14 protein-coding genes and 2 tRNA genes are annotated in these 18,722 nt (G+C 58.3%); 11 read left to right on the forward strand and 5 right to left on the reverse strand.

The window, feature by feature from the left end; translation table 11 throughout:
• Positions 1 to 22: 22 nt before the first annotated feature.
• The 3 genes from F3I47_RS10745 to fes form a co-directional block, all read right to left on the reverse strand.
• A complete protein-coding gene (locus F3I47_RS10745) occupies positions 23 to 3,943 on the reverse strand; it encodes an enterobactin synthase subunit F (protein WP_150028718.1) in 3,921 nt (1,306 codons plus the stop codon).
• On the reverse strand, positions 3,936 to 4,157 hold the full coding sequence (locus F3I47_RS10750; RefSeq protein WP_009092432.1) for an MbtH family protein: 222 nt from the start codon (positions 4,155 to 4,157) through the stop codon (positions 3,936 to 3,938). Before F3I47_RS10750 ends, F3I47_RS10745 begins: the two co-directional genes overlap by 8 nt.
• Before the next feature lie 85 nt (positions 4,158 to 4,242).
• Positions 4,243 to 5,469 carry an enterochelin esterase gene (fes, locus tag F3I47_RS10755; RefSeq protein WP_150028717.1) on the reverse strand — a complete coding sequence of 409 codons (1,227 nt, stop codon included), beginning with the start codon at positions 5,467 to 5,469 and terminating at the stop codon, positions 4,243 to 4,245.
• A 239-nt stretch (positions 5,470 to 5,708) separates the two neighbouring features.
• On the opposite strand from fes, the gene F3I47_RS10760 reads away from it, so the two are divergent.
• Positions 5,709 to 7,973 carry a TonB-dependent siderophore receptor gene (locus tag F3I47_RS10760; protein WP_150028716.1) on the forward strand — a complete coding sequence of 755 codons (2,265 nt, stop codon included), beginning with the start codon at positions 5,709 to 5,711 and terminating at the stop codon, positions 7,971 to 7,973.
• A gap of 137 nt (positions 7,974 to 8,110) precedes the next feature.
• Here F3I47_RS10760 and dacB read toward each other — a convergent pair whose 3' ends face one another.
• Positions 8,111 to 9,544, reverse strand: a complete 1,434-nt coding sequence (dacB, locus tag F3I47_RS10765) for a serine-type D-Ala-D-Ala carboxypeptidase (protein ID WP_009092423.1) — start codon at positions 9,542 to 9,544, stop codon at positions 8,111 to 8,113.
• A 250-nt stretch (positions 9,545 to 9,794) separates the two neighbouring features.
• Here dacB and greA point away from each other — a divergent pair, with 250 nt between their 5' ends.
• A complete protein-coding gene (gene greA, locus F3I47_RS10770; protein WP_009092422.1) occupies positions 9,795 to 10,271 on the forward strand; it encodes a transcription elongation factor GreA in 477 nt (158 codons plus the stop codon).
• A gap of 106 nt (positions 10,272 to 10,377) precedes the next feature.
• On the opposite strand, the gene yhbY is transcribed toward greA, so the two are convergent.
• Positions 10,378 to 10,671: a ribosome assembly RNA-binding protein YhbY gene (yhbY, locus tag F3I47_RS10775; RefSeq protein WP_009092420.1), complete on the reverse strand. Its 294-nt coding sequence runs from the start codon at positions 10,669 to 10,671 to the stop codon at positions 10,378 to 10,380.
• A 127-nt stretch (positions 10,672 to 10,798) separates the two neighbouring features.
• On the opposite strand from yhbY, the gene rlmE reads away from it, so the two are divergent.
• The 9 genes from rlmE to nusA all read left to right on the forward strand — a co-directional run bounded on the left by rlmE (position 10,799) and on the right by nusA (position 18,709).
• Complete coding sequence (rlmE, locus tag F3I47_RS10780; protein ID WP_150028715.1) at positions 10,799 to 11,428, forward strand: 23S rRNA (uridine(2552)-2'-O)-methyltransferase RlmE; 630 nt, start codon at positions 10,799 to 10,801, stop codon at positions 11,426 to 11,428.
• A 113-nt stretch (positions 11,429 to 11,541) separates the two neighbouring features.
• Positions 11,542 to 13,467 (forward strand): ATP-dependent zinc metalloprotease FtsH, encoded by a 1,926-nt coding sequence (gene ftsH / locus F3I47_RS10785; RefSeq protein WP_009092418.1) that lies wholly within the window; start codon positions 11,542 to 11,544, stop codon positions 13,465 to 13,467.
• A 79-nt stretch (positions 13,468 to 13,546) separates the two neighbouring features.
• Positions 13,547 to 14,380 carry a dihydropteroate synthase gene (folP, locus tag F3I47_RS10790; RefSeq protein ID WP_009092417.1) on the forward strand — a complete coding sequence of 278 codons (834 nt, stop codon included), beginning with the start codon at positions 13,547 to 13,549 and terminating at the stop codon, positions 14,378 to 14,380.
• A 2-nt stretch (positions 14,381 to 14,382) separates the two neighbouring features.
• Positions 14,383 to 15,717 (forward strand): phosphoglucosamine mutase, encoded by a 1,335-nt coding sequence (gene glmM, locus F3I47_RS10795; protein WP_009092414.1) that lies wholly within the window; start codon positions 14,383 to 14,385, stop codon positions 15,715 to 15,717.
• Positions 15,718 to 15,934: 217 nt separating this feature from the next.
• Positions 15,935 to 16,273, forward strand: a complete 339-nt coding sequence (secG, locus tag F3I47_RS10800) for a preprotein translocase subunit SecG (protein ID WP_009092412.1) — start codon at positions 15,935 to 15,937, stop codon at positions 16,271 to 16,273.
• A 37-nt stretch (positions 16,274 to 16,310) separates the two neighbouring features.
• Positions 16,311 to 16,397: transfer RNA gene (locus F3I47_RS10805), tRNA-Leu, on the forward strand.
• A 59-nt stretch (positions 16,398 to 16,456) separates the two neighbouring features.
• Positions 16,457 to 16,533 (forward strand) — tRNA-Met (locus F3I47_RS10810).
• 211 nt (positions 16,534 to 16,744) lie between these two features.
• Complete coding sequence (gene rimP / locus F3I47_RS10815; protein ID WP_009092411.1) at positions 16,745 to 17,197, forward strand: ribosome maturation factor RimP; 453 nt, start codon at positions 16,745 to 16,747, stop codon at positions 17,195 to 17,197.
• Between the two features lie 24 nt (positions 17,198 to 17,221).
• A complete protein-coding gene (nusA, locus tag F3I47_RS10820; protein ID WP_009092410.1) occupies positions 17,222 to 18,709 on the forward strand; it encodes a transcription termination factor NusA in 1,488 nt (495 codons plus the stop codon).
• Positions 18,710 to 18,722: the final 13 nt, after the last annotated feature.

Below are 18,722 nucleotides of genomic sequence, written 5' to 3' on the forward strand. Positions count from 1 at the left end.
CCCTCTCCGCAGGAGAAGGCGGTTACGGATTCAGCGACGCCAGTATCTGCTGCAGGCGGGGACCGATCTGTTCAAACAGGCGGGGTGAGACGATCTCAACATGGGCACAGTCCAGCGGCCAGATCGTCAGACCGCCGAGGTAAGGTGCCCAGGCGCGACGTGCATCCTGACCGGGCTGCTGCGTCTGTTGCGCCAGAAACAGCGTCGCCTGTCCGCTGAAACGGGCACTGCGGGCCGTGGCCAGCAGCCGTACGGAACGGGCGTAATTGCGCTCAATGGTGGTGAACAGCGCCTCCATACCTTCACCCGCCTGCTGACGCTGCGTCGCGATAAACTGCTCGCGCTCGCGGTTAACTTCTTCCAGCACCGCCGGATCCAGCACGTTCTCGCCGCGCCGTGCATCCCAGTTTTGCGTTTCCGGCGGCCAGGTGTCGAGCAGCCCGAGGAAGGCAACGGTTTCGCCTTCCGCTTCCAGCCGCGCGGCAATCCCCTGTGCCAGCGTGCCGCCCAGCGAGTAGCCCAGGAAATAGTAAGGCCCCTGAGGCTGCTGCTGTCGCACCGTCGCCAGATGAGCATCACACACCGCATCAAGATGCTGCGCCTGGCTGAGCGGGCTGGTGAGGTCGGGTGACTGAATGCCCAGCAGGGACCAGCGCGGGTCCAGATAACGCGTTAATGCGCTGAACTGCCAGGCAAAACCGGAGGCGGGATGGAAACAGAACAGCGTCGGGCCTGTGCTGCGCCGCAGCGGCAATACCGTCTCAAACCCGGCGCGGGTCGCCCCGGCAGAGGGGCCGCTGAGCAGAGCCGCCAGCTGTTCCACCGTAGGGGCCACCATAATCTGCCCCACCGACACCGGCTGATCCAGCGTCCGGCGCAGCTGCGCCGCCAGACGCATCGCCAGCAGCGAATGCCCTCCCAGCAAGAAAAAGTCATCCTGTGCGCTGACCGACTCGCGCTCCAGCAGCGAAGCAAACGCCTGAGCCAGCGTGCTTTCCAGTCCGGGACTGGGCGCGCGCCCGGCTATCCTGGCCTGGGTCTGTGGCAGCGGCAGGGCTTTTCGATCGAGCTTGCCGTTGCTGCTGAGCGGCAGGCTCGCCAGCTGAACAATCGCCACCGGCACCATGTGTGCGGGCAGCCGGGTGGCCAGCCGCTGGCGCAGGGCGTCCGCGTCAATCGTCTCATCGGCGACGACATAACCGACCAGCTGTCGGGCATCACCCTGCTGATCGCCGCCGCCGCCCAGCACGGCCGCGTGCGTCACCGCCTGCTCAATGCCCGGCAGGGCGGCCATCGCCAGATCGATCTCATTCAGCTCAATGCGCTGTCCGCGAATTTTAAGCTGATCGTCACTGCGGCCCAGATACTCCACTGCGCCATCCGGCAGCCAGCGTGCCACGTCGCCGGTGCGGTACATCCGGGTGCCGTCACCCCAGGGATCGGCCACAAAGCGGCTGGCCGTGAGGTCGGGACGATCCAGATAGCCGTGCGCCAGCTGGACGCCGGTCAGCCAGAGATCGCCGGCAATGCCCGGCGGCACCGGCTGCAGACGGGCATCCAGGATCCGCATGCCGGTGTTCCAGACCGGGAAGCCAATCGGTACGCTGGCGCCTTCAACGGCGGCCAGCTCTGCGCCGGAGGCCGGATAGTAGCTGACATCCACCGCCGCTTCGGTCGGGCCATAGAGGTTATGCAGCGGCACCCCGGTCAGCGTCTGCCACTGACGCGACAGCGCGGCGGGCAGTGCTTCACCGCTGCAGAAGACCCGACGCAGGGTTGCGCAGCAGGCTGCCGCCGCCTCCTCCTGCAGCGCAGCGACAAAGGCGGCCAGCATCGACGGAACAAAGTGGGTGGTGGTCACGCGGTAGCGGGCAAACAGCTGCCTCAGCGCCTCCGGGTCGCGGTGCGCATCGGGCGGCGCCATCACCAGCTGCGCACCGGCGATCAGGGGCCAGAAGAACTCCCAGACGGAGACATCAAAGCTGCCCGGCGTCTTCTGTAACACCACATCCTCCTGACCCAGCGGATAGCGATCCTGCATCCATAACAGGCGGTTGACGATCGCGGCGTGACTGACCAGCACGCCCTTTGGCCGCCCGGTTGAGCCGGAGGTGTAGATGAGGTACGCGCCATCCTGCGGGGAGGGCACCTGCGACGGCATCGCCTCAGCGGGGGTTAACAGCGTGTCGTAAAACAGCGGTGTGACCGGCGAGAGCGCCGCCAGCCGGTCAGCCAGTTCACGGCGGGTGATCAGCGCTTTCGGCGTGGCGTCTGCCAGCATCATCTTTAACCGGTCGTCGGGATACCCGGTGTCGAGCGGCAGCCAGGTGGCCCCCACGCTGACGATCGCCTGCAGCGCCAGCGATAAAAACACGGAGCGCGGCAGCGCCACGGCGACAATATCCCCGCGCGCCACACCCCGGGCGATCAGCTGCTGTCCCAGCGCGGCGACCTGCTGCTGCATCTGCTGATAGCTGAGCTGATGCGACGCATCGGTCAGCGCCGGTGCCTGCGGCGTTCGTTCAGCCTGCTGCAGCAGCAGGCTGCTCAGCGTGGCCGGGGGTAGCGTCACGGCGGTCTGATTGATCGCCGCCAGCTGCCGGTGCTCGTCCGGCATCAGCATATCCAGCTCGCCACAGGCACGCGCGGGCTGGCTGGCAAGCTGGGAGAGCAGCCGATTAAAACGGCGGGCATGCTGCTGCACCAGGGCGTCACTGTAGCGCTGCGCGTTAGCCAGCAGCGCCAGCGTCAGATCGCCCTGATCGTTCAGATAGATAGCCATCTCCAGATCGCGAACCGGGCCGGACGCCAGCTGATGGGTGATGCCCGCTGTACCGGCGAAATCGAGCTGGTAGTCGAACATCTTCAGGTTAATCACCGGCCCGTAAAGCGGATCGCTGTCGCCGTGACGACCCAGATCGCGCTGCACCTGCTCTGCGTCATAGCGCTGATGACGACGCATTTTTCTGACTTCACCCGCCAGCCGGGCCGCCAGAGCTGCCAGCGGCTGGGCCGGATCGTAATGCACTGCCAGAGGCAGCACGTTGATCACCGGACCGGTGGCGCAGAGCGCCACCGAGCCGATGCGGCGCATAAAGATGAAACCGGCGGCAAAATCGTTCTGACCGGTCAGACGCGCCAGCCACAGCGCCACCAGCGCCACGGCCGTATCTGCCGCGCTGAGGTTCTGCTGGCCGGTGTGCTCAAGCAGCTTCTGAAAGGCGCTTCGATCCACCGTGATGCTGTGACGCCGCAGATCCGTGCTGGCGTGCTGACCGGCCAGCGGCAGCGGGGAGAGGGAGGCGGGGGCAGGTAACGCTGCGCCTTTCTCCAGCCAGAACTGGCGGTCGCGCAGCCAGGCTGCCGATTGCTGATAGCGCTGATACTCCTCAACCACCTCGCTGAACGGCACAAACGGCGTCGGCGGCGGCGTGTCGCCGCGCTGCCAGGCGCTGTAGAGATCGGCTATACGGCGGGTCAGGGCGGTAAAGCTGAAACCATCCACCACCAGATGATGGTAGCGCTGATACCAGTACCACTGCTCCTCACCCAGTCGCAGCAGGCTGTGGTGACAGAGCGGCGCACCGCTCAGCACCCGCAGATCGCCCGACAAATCCTCCTGCATCCGCGCCCGCGCGGCGGCGTGCGGATCGGCGGCGGCGCGCAGATCGATCACCTCAGGTAAGCGGAAATGCTGCGCGACAGGCCACTGCAGTGGTTCGCCGTCCCGCTCGCCAAAGGCCATGTTCAGGGTGTCCGCCTCCTGCATGCCCGCCACGATAGCGCGGGAGAGCAGCGCGCTGTCCAGTGCGCCCCGCAGTTCCACAAAATGTGCCACGGCGTAGGCATTGCTATAGGGCGAGAGCTGGTCAGCGATCCAGATACCGGGCTGGGCAGCCACCAGCGGCAGCGTTTTCTGTGGTGTCAGGGAGAGTTCAGACATGATCGCTCCGGCTGGCTTCTGCGGTGACGGGGCGGATATCGTGCCAGTGTTCATTCAGCCACGTCAGGCAGTGTGCCTGTGGCGCGGGGCCCCATACCGGCTGCCACCCGGCCGGGATCGCACAAAAGGTGGGCCATAAGCTGTATTGCTGCCGATCGTTCTTCAGTACCAGACACGCCTGCTGCGGGTCGTCAAAAGGGTGAGGTTGTTGCATATCAGTCTCCTGACCACCATCGCGGGGCGCGCTGACGCCCCGATTCTGCCCGTGGCACCCTGCAGTGGCGGGCAGGCGGCGGACGTTAAGCGAATGAGGATGATGGCCACAGGGTTTTCAGGCCGGTCAGCAGCCCGCCGCGCCAGCAGAGTGCATCGTGACCGCCTTCCACCGGGTGATAGCTGACCTGATGTCCGGCATCGGTCAGATCGCGCTGAAACTGCTGATTTGCGGCCAGAATCAGCCGCTCGCGCCGACCCGCTTCCAGATAAAAGCGCCGTGGCGGTGCCTGCAGCAGGCCCTGCTGTAACTGCTGCGGCAGCCAGCCGCTGGGATCGTCGCGCCCGGGCCACCAGAAAGAGCCGGAAAGGCTGACGGCACCGGCAAAGGTGTCGGGCCAGGTCAGCGTGGCGTAAGCGGCAGCGAGGCCGCCAAAACTCTGGCCGATCACCAGCGTGCGGTCGCTGTCGATACGGCAGGGCGTCTGGTGCGCAACCTGTGGCAGCAGCTCATGCTGAACGGCCAGCCAGAAGTCAGGGTTGCAGGTCAGCTCGCGCGTGCGGTGTTCGCGATCGATGATGTCGATCATGACATAGACCGCCGGGGGCAGTTCGCCTGCCGCGGTGAGCTGCTGAAGCGGACCGGCAACCGGCATGCTGTGCGCCCAGAACTGTCCATCCAGCAGCAGTGCCAGCGGACGCGCGCCAGCATCGGACTCGCCGGTTACACAGATCCAGATCTGACGCTGGTTTCCCAGCCGTTTGCTGCGCCACAGAAAGTGTTGCAGGGGTATCGCGGCGGCGCGGCCTCCATCGACCGCCCGCCAGACCTGCTGATCGGGCGCATGAGGCAGGTGCAGCGGCGAGTGTGACATGCCGCGTCCGCCCGCCCAGCCTCGCAGCGGATTGAGCGGATCGTTTTGCGCCTGCGGAAATTTCTGCCCCCACCACTGCCGTAACGCCTGCACATTGCTCTGGCCGGTAAACGGCTCGGCCTGCGCATCCGGGATGAGAAAGTAGCTGCCACGCCAGTCAGCGGGCAGGGTGGTTTGCCACCACCAGACATCGGTGTGGGGCAACGGAGAGAGTGAAACAGGGGCGGCGGCATGATGATGATCGGTCACGCCGGTAATGTTGATCCAGACGCGGCGGGTGTCCGATCTCTGTGTGTCGCCCTGCGGATCGCGCCAGAAAAAGGTGACCTGACAGGTGCCCGCGTCACCCGGTTCAATCAGCGGAATCCCCCGCTGCTGCTGCTGTTGCCACCAGCGTTCACTGCCGGTTTCTTCGTTTAACCAGGTCATACGCGCCATCGTTCGAACAGACGAAATCTGTGCCATAAATGATATAAATAATAGTATTGATAATTATTTGCATTTGCAATAGGGTGTTTCCGCTCGTCAGGGCGTGTGTGCATTTTCTCTGCCGCACCGGCTTTCAGCGGGGTGTCTCGCGGTGCTGAAATCAGCCGGGCAGGAAGGGGATCAGGGACATTACCTTTTTACCGGCGCGCTGGCAGTGGCATCCCTGCTGGTCGTCCAGGAACAGAAAAATGAAAAAGTTATCGCGGCTTTCACTGGCCATTATGATTGAACTGGGTTTCACCGCCTCTCTCATCTCTGCCGGTGCCGTGGCGGCCAGCAGCAGCGATCCGGCGCTTAACAACACTGCGTCAGACAGCCTTAACGACAGCACCATGATGGTGACCGCCGCCGAGCAGACGCTGCAGGCGCCGGGTGTCTCGACCATTACCGCCGACGAAATCAATAAGCACCCGCCGGCGCGCGATGTCGCCGAAATCATCCGCACCATGCCGGGCGTCAATCTGACCGGTAACTCCACCAGCGGTCAGCGCGGCAATAATCGTCAGATCGATATCCGCGGCATGGGCCCGGAAAATACCCTGATCCTGATTGATGGTCTGCCGGTGACCAGCCGTAATGCCGTCCGGCTGGGCTGGCGTGGCGAGCGTGACACGCGCGGCGACAGCAACTGGGTGCCGCCAGAGATCATCGATCACATCGAGGTGATTCGCGGCCCGGCAGCGGCCCGTTACGGTAACGGGGCGGCGGGCGGCGTGGTGAACATCATTACCCGAAAAGAGATGGATCATCAGTGGCACGGCTCGTGGAGCGCCTACTACAACGTGCCGGAGCATAAGGATGAGGGTGCTTCCCGACGCACTAACTTCAGCCTTGAGGGGCCGCTGGGGGATGATGTCAGCTTCCGCCTCTATGGCGGGCTGGCAAAAACGCAGGCAGATGCGTATGACATCAATGAAGGGCACGCCGCCGCCCGTACCGGAAGCTATGCCGGATCGTATCCGGCGGGCCGGGAAGGCGCGGTCAACAAAGACATTCATGGTCTGCTGCGCTGGGCCTTTGCGCCGATGCAGGCGCTGGAAGTGGGAGCCGGTTTCAGCCGTCAGGGCAACCTCTACGCCGGGGATACGCAGAACACCAACACCAGTGACCTGGTGAAAAGTAAATATGGTGATGAGACTAACCGGCTCTATCGGCAGAACGTCTCTGTCAGGTGGACCGGTGCCTGGGACAATGGCGTCAGTACCAATACGTATGCGCAGTATGAGAATACCCGCAACTCCCGGCTGAACGAAGGGCTGGCGGGTGGGACGGAGGGCATCTTCTCCGACAGCCATTTCAACACCATCCAGCTGGATGATCTGCTGCTGCACAGTGAGATCAGCGTGCCGTTTGAGTGGCTGGTGAATCAGACGGCGACCCTGGGCACCGAGTGGAATCAGCAGCGGATGAAAGATCCGTCGTCAACCACGCAGGCTGCCAGTTACGGTTCCATTCCGGGGATCGCCACCACCGGCCGCTCTCCCTATTCTCAGGCGGAGATTTTCTCGCTGTTTGCCGAAGACAACATTGAGCTGACCGACAGCACCATGCTGACGCCGGGAGTGCGTTTTGATCATCACTCGATCGTGGGCGATAACTGGAGTCCGTCGCTCAACCTGTCTCAGGGGCTGGGCGATGAGCTGACCCTGAAAATGGGTATCGCCCGTGCTTATAAAGCGCCGAGCCTCTATCAGACCAACCCCAACTATCTGCTCTACAGCAACGGCCAGGGCTGCGCCGCCAGTACCGGAGCCTGCTACCTGATGGGGAATGATGATCTGAAAGCAGAAAACAGCATCAACAAGGAGATTGGGCTGGAGTGGAAGCGTGACGGCTATCAGGCCGGACTGACCTGGTTCCGCAACGACTACCGCAACAAGATCGACGCGGGCAGGGTGCCGACCGGCACCGCCTCTAACGGCAAAACGGACATCTACAAATGGGAAAACGTGCCGAAAGCCCTGGTCGAAGGTGTGGAAGGGACGATCAATGTTCCCTTCTCCGACAGCGTGACGTGGAACAACAACTTCACTTACATGCTGCAGAGTAAGAACAAAGAGACCGGGGACCGCCTGTCAGTGATTCCGGAATATACGCTCAACTCTACGCTGAGCTGGCAGGCGATGTCGGATCTCTCCCTGCAGACCACCCTGACCTGGTATGGCAAGCAGGTCCCGAAGAAGTATGACTATAAAGGTAACGCCGTCACCGGCAGTGCAACCGATCAGGTCAGCCCCTATTCGGTGCTCGGCATGAGTGGCACCTATGACATTAACGCCTCTGTCAGCGTCACCGCAGGCGTCGATAACCTGTTCGACAAGCGTCACTTCCGTGAGGGCAATGCACAGACCACGGGTAATACACGAACCGGCGCTTACCTCTACGGGGCAGGGGCCAACACCTTCAATGAGTCGGGCCGCACCTGGTACATGAGTGTGAACACCCGCTTCTGATTGATGCAGTAATAACCGGGTCGGGAGAAGGCTGGCCGCCGTGACTGAACGGGGGAGAGGCTGTCGCAACGCCGTCCGGAGAAGATGATTAAAACGCAGCAGGTCGATGACCCGCTGCGTTTTTTGTTACGCGCGGATCAGTTGTTCTGATTGATATCGCGGTAGAGCCGGCTCTCAAAACGCACCAGCGGAATACGGCGGGTACGCTGATCTTCCGGCGGAACCGCATAGCCGGAGAGGAACTGCACAAAGGCAACCCGCGCACCGCTGGAGGTGGTGATAAAGCCCGCCAGGTTATAGACCCCCTGCAGGGAACCGGTTTTCGCCGAGACTTTGCCATCCAGTCCCGCTTCATGCAGCCCGCCGCGATACTGCAGCGTGCCGTCATAACCCGCCAGCGGCAGCATCGAAATGTAATCCAGCGTATTGTCATTCTTCGCAATGAATTGCAAAACCTGCATCATGGTCTGCGGCGAGATCAGGTCATGGCGTGACAGACCGGAACCATCCACCTGAATGCTGTTGCCCATATCGATGTTGGCTTTGGCTTTCAGTATGCGGCGCACGGCGTCCTGACCGGCGCGGAACGTGCCAGGCACATTGAAGTAGTGGTGGCCGATGGTGCGGAACACCGTATCAGCAATCATATTGTCTGACTTCTTCAGCATGGTGTGCAGCAGGGTATGCAGCGGCGCAGACTGGGTGGAGGCGAGCACGGTGCCCGGTTCGGTGACCTGTGTCTGACGAACCAGATGGCCACTGTAGTCGATCTCTGACGCGCGCAGTTCCGCCTTGAGGATCTCGCCCGCCCAGGCCGCGCCATCCTGCACGGCAAAGGCCAGCGGCAGCGGCTCTGCACGCTGACGCATACAGCCGGTCAGGGTATAACGGTTCAGTTCACCCGGAACCACATCCAGTTCGCAATATTGCCCTTCGCCGCTGTTGCGGCCCAGGGTGCGAACCTGACTGTACATGTGTGCCGGATAGTAGGAGGCGATGCGGACAAACGCGTTTTCGCCCGGCGAACTGGCGCTGTAGAGCGACACCGAGAAGCAGTTCTTATCCACAATGGCGGCCCCTGGCGGGGCGCTGAAGCACTGGGTCATATCGTTCCACGGCCAGCCCGGTGCCATGTCGTGACTGGCAAACACGGAGGTATCAATCACCAGGTTGCCTTTGATATGGTTAATGCCCTGCTTCTTTATTGCCGCCACCATATTGCGCAGATCCTGGCGGCTTAAGGTGGGATCGCCGGCGAAACGGGCGACTAAATCGCCGTTCAGCGTGCCATCCACGATAGAGCCACGGGTCTCAAAGGTGGTCTGAAAACGGTAATCGCCGCCCAGTTCCAGCAACGCCGCGAGCGCCGTCACCACTTTCATGGTACTGGCGGGCAGGGCCATCTGTTTGCCGTGGTAATCGATGATCGGGGTTGATGCGCCCACTTTCTGCACCATCAGCGCCAGATTGGCGCCGTCTGGCAGGTACTGCATGTATTCATCAACTGGCGCTGCGTGTGCCTGCAGCATAAATGCGCAGCTTAATCCGGTAACAAGTCGTGAAAATCGCATAATCTCGCGGTAACTGGCAGGTGAGGGCGTCAATACTACGTCGCTGGGCGGTGCAAAGTAAACGATGACCCGCAGGGAACTCTGGGGTAAAATACGTATCAAATTGCAAAACTCTTTTCTGGCCTGGAAGCATCTCCGGGTCAGGATTCTTTTATTTGCAAAAAACGGGCTAATGCGCCGCAGAACGCTTTTTTCTGCAGTCACCAGTCAGGATGACACCGTTAAACAGGAAAGATGGCGAGGAGCTTAAATGAATCAGATTCCGATGACGTTGAGAGGCGCTGAAAGATTGCGCGAAGAGCTGAACGAGCTGAAAACCGTGAAGCGCCCGCGCATTATCGCCTCTATCGCTGAAGCACGCGAACATGGCGATTTAAAAGAGAACGCGGAATATCACGCTGCGCGTGAAGAGCAGGGGTTCTGCGAAGGCCGCATTCAGGAGATTGAAGCCAAACTCTCTAATGCGCAGGTTATCGACGTAACGCAGATGCCTAAAACCGGACGCGTGATCTTTGGCGCAACGGTAACCGTACTGAATATCGAAACCGACGAAGAGGCGACTTATCGCATTGTCGGCGATGATGAGGCGGACTTTAAGCAAAATCTGATTTCTGTCAATTCGCCAATGGCGCGTGGCCTGGTGGGTAAAGAGGCGGATGATGTCGCCATCATTAAAACCCCAGGCGGCGACGTTGAGTATGAGATCCTGAAGGTGGAATACCTTTAAAGTGTTGCTACGCTTTGAAAAGCGTTAAAGCACAATGTAAAGAAAGGAAAAAGGCCGCAATGCGGCCTTTTATCTGAGGTGGGAGCATGGCACTTTCTTTGCCCACTTAGCGTGGCAGAGAAATTTTGCTCTCCTTAGAGGGGCGATACAGCACCAGCGTTTTGCCGATCACCTGTACGTTGCTGGCACCGGTCTCACGCACGATAGCGTCAACGATCAGCTGTTTCGTTTCACGATCTTCCGAGGCGATTTTCACCTTGATCAGTTCGTGATGCGACAGAGCCTGCTCGATTTCAGCCAGCACGCCTTCAGTCAGGCCATTGCCACCCAGCATAACGACCGGCTTGAGCGGATGGGCGAGGCCCTTGAGGTGCTGTTTTTGTTTGGTACTTAGATTCATCGTAGTTTTTTACTTACTCAGGGATTGAAAACGGTTCATTCTACCGCCATCTCGGGTATATCACCAAATCGGCGCAACCTACTGCGTGCAGGTTTATCGCTACGATGACGATTTAACTGGAAATATTATGACGGGTAAAAAGCGTTCGGCCAGCTCGAGCCGCTGGCTTCAGGAACACTTTAGCGATAAATATGTACTTCAGGCGCAGAAAAAAGGGTTGCGTTCGCGTGCCTGGTTTAAACTTGATGAAATACAACAGGGTGACAAGCTTTTCAAACCCGGTATGACCGTGGTAGATCTGGGTGCTGCACCCGGTGGCTGGTCGCAGTATGTTGTACAGCAAATCGAGAACAAAGGGCGCATCATTGCCTGTGATATCCTGCCAATGGATCCGATAGTCGGTGTCGATTTCCTTCAGGGCGATTTTCGTGAAGAATCGGTGATCAATGCGCTGCTTGAGCGCGTTGGTGAAGAGAAAGTTCAGGTTGTCATGTCCGATATGGCGCCGAATATGAGTGGTACACCTGCCGTAGATATTCCCCGGTCGATGTATTTGGTCGAGCTGGCGCTGGAGATGTGTCGGGATATCCTGGCACCCGGCGGAAGTTTTGTAGTGAAAGTGTTTCAGGGAGATGGCTTCGATGAATACCTGCGGGAAATTCGCTCCCTGTTTACGAAAGTGAAAATTCGTAAGCCGGACGCTTCACGGTCACGTTCACGTGAAGTGTACATTGTGGCGACTGGGCGCAAACTATAACCAAATTGCTGGAGTTGTCCGCAGCTGAGCTGCGATTCCATGTATGCAGGATCTATAGTACCCTACGCTATCTGTTAACACCGTTGTAATATGAGGTTAATCCCTTGAGTGACATGGCGAAAAACCTGATTCTCTGGTTAGTCATCGCGGTCGTGCTGATGTCAGTATTCCAGAGCTTTGGGCCCAGCGAGTCGAATGGCCGTCGGGTTGATTATTCAACCTTCCTGTCGGAAGTGAACCAGGATCAGGTCCGCGAGGCACGTATTAACGGGCGTGAAATTAACGTTATTAAAAAAGACAGCAATAAATACACCACCTACATTCCTGTCAACGATCCTAAGTTGCTCGATAACCTCTTGACCAAAAACGTCAAAGTGGTTGGCGAACCGCCGGAAGAGCCGAGCCTGCTGGCTTCCATCTTCATTTCGTGGTTCCCGATGCTGCTGCTGATCGGTGTGTGGATCTTCTTTATGCGTCAGATGCAGGGCGGCGGCGGTAAGGGCGCGATGTCCTTCGGCAAAAGCAAAGCCCGCATGCTGACGGAAGACCAGATTAAAACCACTTTTGCTGACGTAGCCGGTTGTGACGAAGCGAAAGAAGAAGTGGGTGAGCTGGTTGAGTACCTGCGTGAGCCGAGCCGTTTCCAGAAGCTGGGCGGTAAAATTCCTAAAGGCGTGCTGATGGTGGGGCCACCGGGAACCGGTAAAACCCTGCTGGCAAAAGCGATTGCCGGTGAAGCGAAGGTGCCATTCTTTACCATCTCCGGTTCTGACTTTGTGGAAATGTTTGTCGGTGTCGGTGCATCCCGTGTGCGCGACATGTTCGAACAGGCCAAAAAAGCCGCGCCCTGCATCATCTTTATCGATGAGATCGACGCCGTCGGTCGTCAGCGTGGTGCCGGTTTAGGCGGGGGTCATGATGAACGTGAACAGACGCTGAACCAGATGCTGGTGGAGATGGATGGTTTCGAAGGTAACGAAGGTATTATCGTTATCGCCGCGACGAACCGTCCTGACGTACTGGACCCGGCGCTGCTGCGTCCAGGTCGTTTTGACCGCCAGGTTGTGGTGGGTCTGCCTGATGTCCGTGGTCGTGAGCAGATTCTGAAAGTGCATATGCGTCGTGTGCCGCTGGCAACCGACATCGATGCCGCCATCATTGCGCGTGGTACGCCTGGCTTCTCCGGTGCTGACCTTGCTAACCTGGTCAACGAAGCCGCACTGTTTGCAGCCCGTTCCAACAAGCGTGTGGTGTCGATGGTTGAGTTCGAAAAAGCCAAAGACAAGATCATGATGGGTGCGGAACGTCGCTCTATGGTCATGACCGAATCGCAGAAGGAGTCGACGGCTTATCACGAAGCGGGCCATGCGATCATCGGTCGCCTGGTGCCAGAGCACGATCCGGTGCACAAAGTGACGATTATTCCACGCGGCCGTGCGCTGGGTGTGACCTTCTTCCTGCCTGAAGGCGACGCGATCAGCGCCAGCCGTCAGAAACTGGAAAGCCAGATCTCGACCCTGTACGGCGGTCGTCTGGCAGAAGAGATCATCTACGGCGCAGAACATGTTTCTACCGGTGCGTCGAACGACATTAAAGTCGCGACCAACCTGGCACGCAACATGGTCACGCAGTGGGGCTTCTCGGACAAACTGGGTCCGCTGCTCTATGCAGAAGAAGAGGGTGAAGTGTTCCTTGGCCGTTCTGTTGCCAAAGCAAAACACATGTCTGATGAAACGGCCCGTATCATCGACCAGGAAGTGAAGCACCTGATCGACAGCAACTACCAGCGTGCCCGTCGCATCCTGGGTGAGAACATGGACATCCTTCACGCAATGAAAGACGCGCTGATGAAGTATGAAACCATCGACGCACCGCAGATCGACGACCTGATGGCGCGCCGTGAAGTGCGTCCGCCAGCGGGCTGGGAAGATCCCGGCAGCAACTCAGACAGCAACGGTACGCCGAAGGCGCCGCGTCCGGTCGATGAACCGCGTACGCCAAACCCAGGCAACACCATGTCAGAGCAGTACAATAAATAAGACGTTATCTCGTCAGACAAAACCCCGGCTGGTCCGGGGTTTTTTACATCCGGATAGTGACCCGTAAGGAGTTTCCGCCATGAAGTTGTTCGCCCGTGATTCCCATCTCGATTTATCTTTTCCTCATGTGATGGGCATTCTGAATGTCACGCCGGACTCTTTTTCTGACGGGGGTAAACATAACGCGCTGGTCGATGCACTGACCCATACCAATGAGATGGTCAACGCAGGAGCCACCATCATCGATGTCGGCGGGGAATCCACCCGTCCGGGCGCGGATGAGGTGAGTGTGGAAGAGGAGCTGGAGCGTGTCATTCCCGTCATTGATGCCATTGCCCAGCGGTTCGAAGTCTGGATTTCCGTGGACACCTCTAAAGCAGAGGTTATCCGCGAAGCCGCGCGAGTGGGTGCTCACATCATTAATGACGTGCGTTCGCTCTCTGAACCCGGCGCGCTGGAGGCGGCCGCGGCGACCGATCTGCCCGTCTGTCTGATGCATATGCAGGGCGAGCCCCGCACCATGCAGCAGGCTCCCGCTTACGACAACATTTTAAGCGAAGTGGACACTTACTTCGCTCAGCAGATTGCGCGCTGTGAAGCGGCGGGTATCAAAAAAGAACGGCTGATACTCGACCCGGGCTTCGGTTTCGGTAAGAATCTCAGCCACAATTATGAACTGCTGGCCCATCTGGGCGATTTTCACCACTTCGGTCTGCCGCTGCTGGTGGGAATGTCCCGTAAATCGATGATTGGCCAGCTGTTAAATGTCGGCCCGTCACAGCGTTTAACCGGCAGCCTGAGTTGCGCGGTGATTGCAGCCATGCAGGGCGCGCAGATTATTCGCGTGCATGATGTGAAAGAGACGGCTGAAGCAATGCGCGTGGTCGAAGCGACCCGAAGAGCAAAAGGATAAACATGAGTAATCGCAAATATTTCGGTACAGATGGCATTCGCGGCAAAGTCGGTGAAGCCCCTATTACCCCCGATTTCGTCCTGAAGCTGGGCTGGGCCGCCGGGAAAGTACTGGCGCGCCACGGTTCAAAGAAGATCATCATCGGAAAAGATACGCGTATCTCAGGCTACATGCTGGAATCAGCGCTGGAAGCGGGGCTCGCCGCGGCGGGCCTGACGGCGGCCTTTACCGGCCCGATGCCGACCCCGGCCATTGCCTACCTGACCCGCACCTTCCGCGCTGAGGCGGGCATTGTAATCTCTGCCTCGCACAACCCGTTTGATGACAACGGCATTAAGTTCTTCTCTTCCGAAGGGACAAAGCTGCCGGATGATGTCGAGGAAGCGATTGAGCTGGAGATGGAGAAGCCGATTACCTGCGTGGAGTCTGCGCAGTTAGGCCGTGCCAGCCGCATCGTCGATGCCGCGGGACGTTACATCGAATTCTGTAAGGGCACTTTCCCCAGCGAACTCAATCTGAATGGCCTGAAAATTGTGGTCGACTGTGCCAACGGGGCCACCTACCACATCGCGCCGAACGTGCTGCGTGAGCTGGGGGCGACCGTGATTGCCATCGGTGTTCAGCCGGACGGCATGAACATCAACAAAGAGTGTGGGGCGACCGATCTCAAACTGCTGCAGCAGCGTGTTCTGGCAGAGAAGGCGGATATCGGCCTGGCCTATGATGGCGACGGCGATCGCATCATGATGATTGACCATCTGGGTGACAAAGTCGACGGTGACCAGATCCTCTATATCATCGCGCGTGAAGCCCTGCGTCAGGGTCAGTTGCGCGGTGGCGTGGTCGGCACCCTGATGAGTAATATGGGCCTGGAGCTGGCGCTGAAGCAGCTCGGCATCCCGTTTACCCGCGCCAAAGTGGGCGACCGCTATGTGCTGGAGAAGATGCAGGAGAAGGGCTGGCGTCTCGGCGCGGAGAACTCCGGTCACGTTATCCTGCTGGATAAAACCACCACCGGCGACGGTATCGTTGCAAGTTTGCAAGTGCTTACTGCGATGGTGCGTAATCACATGAGCCTGCACGACCTCTGCAGCGGCATGAAGATGCTGCCACAGGTGCTGGTTAACGTCCGCTTTGCCGGTGAGCACGATCCGCTGCAAAGCGAGGCGGTCAAAGCCGCAACGGCAGAGGCGGAAAAAGCCCTGGCGGGGCGCGGACGCGTGTTACTGCGTAAGTCAGGCACTGAGCCATTGATTCGGGTGATGGTTGAGGGCGAGGATGAGGCGAAGGTAACAGAGCTGGCTAATCTGATCGCCGACCAGGTCAAGGCGGTTTAAAACGCCTGCAGGCAGTTCGCAGCAGGCTGAACTGCCTGTAAAATCACCGGGATGGCGCTTTTTTCTGCAATCAGTTTAGGTGGTGAAAATTGCACTTGCAGAGCTATGCGCCTTTGGTTAGTATTCACACCCGCTTCTGATGGGTGATGACGAGACTCCCCATCAATACTGGCTGAAGCTTTAACTGTACGATTATCGTGCAAGGAACAGGTTGAATATGTACGAAGCTCTTTTAGTTGTTTTCCTTATTGTAGCGATCGCCCTCGTAGGTATGATCATGCTGCAGCAAGGCAAAGGCGCTGATATGGGAGCCTCATTCGGTGCAGGCGCATCCGGTACGGTGTTTGGTTCTTCGGGTTCAGGTAACTTCCTGACGCGCACAACTGGCATCTTAGCGGCTCTGTTCTTCATCATCAGTCTGGTTCTGGGTAATCTGAACAGCAATAAAGCGTCGAAAGGAAGCGAGTGGGAAAATCTTTCTGCGCCGGCGCAGTCTTCTCAACAGACTGAAAAGCCAGCTCAACCGGTTACACCGGGCAGCGATATTCCTAAGTAAGGTCGTCAACACAACGCATCGTTGTGGTCAGTGTAGTGCCGTGGTGGTGGAATTGGTAGACACGCTACCTTGAGGTGGTAGTGCCCGATTGGGCTTACGGGTTCAAGTCCCGTCCTCGGTACCAAATCGTAGTATCACTTGCATTTTATGCAGGTCTGGCGTAATATTCGCCACGTTTTCGGACGCGGGGTGGAGCAGCCTGGTAGCTCGTCGGGCTCATAACCCGAAGGTCGTCGGTTCAAATCCGGCCCCCGCAACCACTTTCCCTTTGAGTTATTTTTCAAATATACTGTGTGCATCGACGGACGCATTCACGGCTGATTTTTGAAAGAAAATTCTTTGGATGGAGTCCGGGCCGCATTGCGGCAGACAGGGTCCAGTGACTAAAAGCCCCGAATATTCGGGGTTTTTTGTTATTAGCGAATCGTAATACTGGGCTATAGGCCCTTTTTTTATGTCTTGGGGGTGGGCTTGTCCACATTAGAGCAAAAATTGACAGAGTTGGTATCGGCTCCGGTAGAAGCGCTGGGTTACGAACTGGTTGGTATTGAATTCGTTCGTAGTCGCACATCTATTCTGCGCATCTATATTGATAGTGAAGATGGCATCAATGTCGATGATTGCGCCGATGTCAGCCACCAGGTAAGCGCCGTAATGGATGTAGAAGATCCCATTACCGTTCCTTACAACCTTGAAGTCTCTTCACCGGGACTCGATCGTCCTCTGTTTACCGCAGAACACTACACCCGCTTTATGGGTGAGGAAGTGACTCTGGTGCTGCGTATGGCCGTTCAGAACCGCCGTAAATGGCAGGGAATCATCAAGTCAGTTGATGGCGAGATGATCACGGTGCATGTTGAGGGTAACGATGTAGTGTTCGCGCTGAGTAATATTCAGAAAGCGAACCTGGTCCCCCACTTTTAAAAGTCCGGATTGAGGCTAACCAGGATGAACAAAGAGATCTTAGCTGTTGTAGAAGCCGTTTCTAACGAAAAAGCCCTGCCGCGTGAGAAAATCTTCGAAGCGCTGGAGAGCGCGCTGGCGACTGCGACCAAGAAAAAGTACGAGCAGGAAATTGAGGTACGCGTCAGCATTGATCGCCGCAGTGGCGACTTCGATACTTTCCGCCGCTGGGAAATCGTAGAAGAGGTGACTCAGCCGACGCGCGAGATCACGCTGGATGCGGCCCGCTTCGAAGATGAAGCATTCAATCTGGGCGATTATGTCGAAGATCAGATTGAATCGGTCACCTTTGACCGTATCACCACCCAGACCGCTAAGCAGGTTATCGTGCAGAAAGTGCGCGAAGCTGAGCGCGCAATGGTGGTTGATCAGTTCCGTGAGCAGGAAGGCGAAATTATCACGGGCGTGGTGAAGAAAGTTAACCGCGACAACATCTCCCTCGACTTAGGCAACAATGCTGAAGCAGTCATTCTGCGCGAAGACATGCTGCCGCGTGAAAACTTCCGTCCAGGCGACCGTATCCGTGGCGTGCTTTACTCCGTTCGCCCGGAAGCGCGTGGCGCGCAGCTGTTTGTAACACGTTCCAAACCGGAAATGCTGATCGAACTGTTCCGCATTGAGGTGCCAGAAATTGGCGAAGAACTGATTGAAATTAAAGCCGCTGCCCGCGATCCGGGTTCGCGTGCGAAAATTGCAGTCAAAACCAACGACAAACGTATCGATCCGGTGGGTGCCTGTGTGGGCATGCGCGGCGCGCGTGTTCAGGCTGTTTCCAGCGAACTGGGCGGCGAGCGTATCGATATTGTGCTCTGGGACGATAACCCGGCGCAGTTTGTTATCAACGCCATGGCCCCGGCCGATGTGGCGTCAATCGTGGTTGATGAAGATAACCACACCATGGATATCGCCGTCGAAGCTGGCAATCTGGCTCAGGCGATCGGCCGTAACGGCCAAAACGTGCGTCTGGCATCACAGCTGAGTGGCTGGGAGCTGAACGTGATGACCGTCGATGATCTGCAGGCTAAGCATCAGGCTGAAGCACATGCAGCGATCGATATGTTCACGAAACATCTCGACATCGACGAAGAGTTCGCCACCGTACTGGTGGAAGAGGGCTTCTCCTCGCTGGAAGAGCTGGCCTATGTGCCTATCAACGAGCTGCTGGAAGTCGACGGCCTCGACGAAGAGACCATTGAAGCCCTGCGTGAACGAGCAAAAAATGCGTTAACCACCCTGGCACTGGCGAAAGAAGAGAGCCTTGGTAATCAGGATCCTGCTGAGGACCTGCTGAACCTTGAAGGTCTCGATCGTGCGCTGGCGTTCCGCCTGGCGTCGAAAGGCGTTTGCACGCTGGAAGATCTCGCTGAGCAAGGTGTTGACGATCTGACGGATATTGAAGGCCTGTCTGATGAACAAGCCGGCGCGCTGATTATGGCCGCACGTAATATCTGCTGGTTCGGCGATGACGCGTAATAACAGGAAGGAA

The sequence above is a fragment of the Pantoea sp. M_10 genome (genome assembly GCF_008631515.1).
Lineage (GTDB): Bacteria > Pseudomonadota > Gammaproteobacteria > Enterobacterales > Enterobacteriaceae > Pantoea > Pantoea anthophila.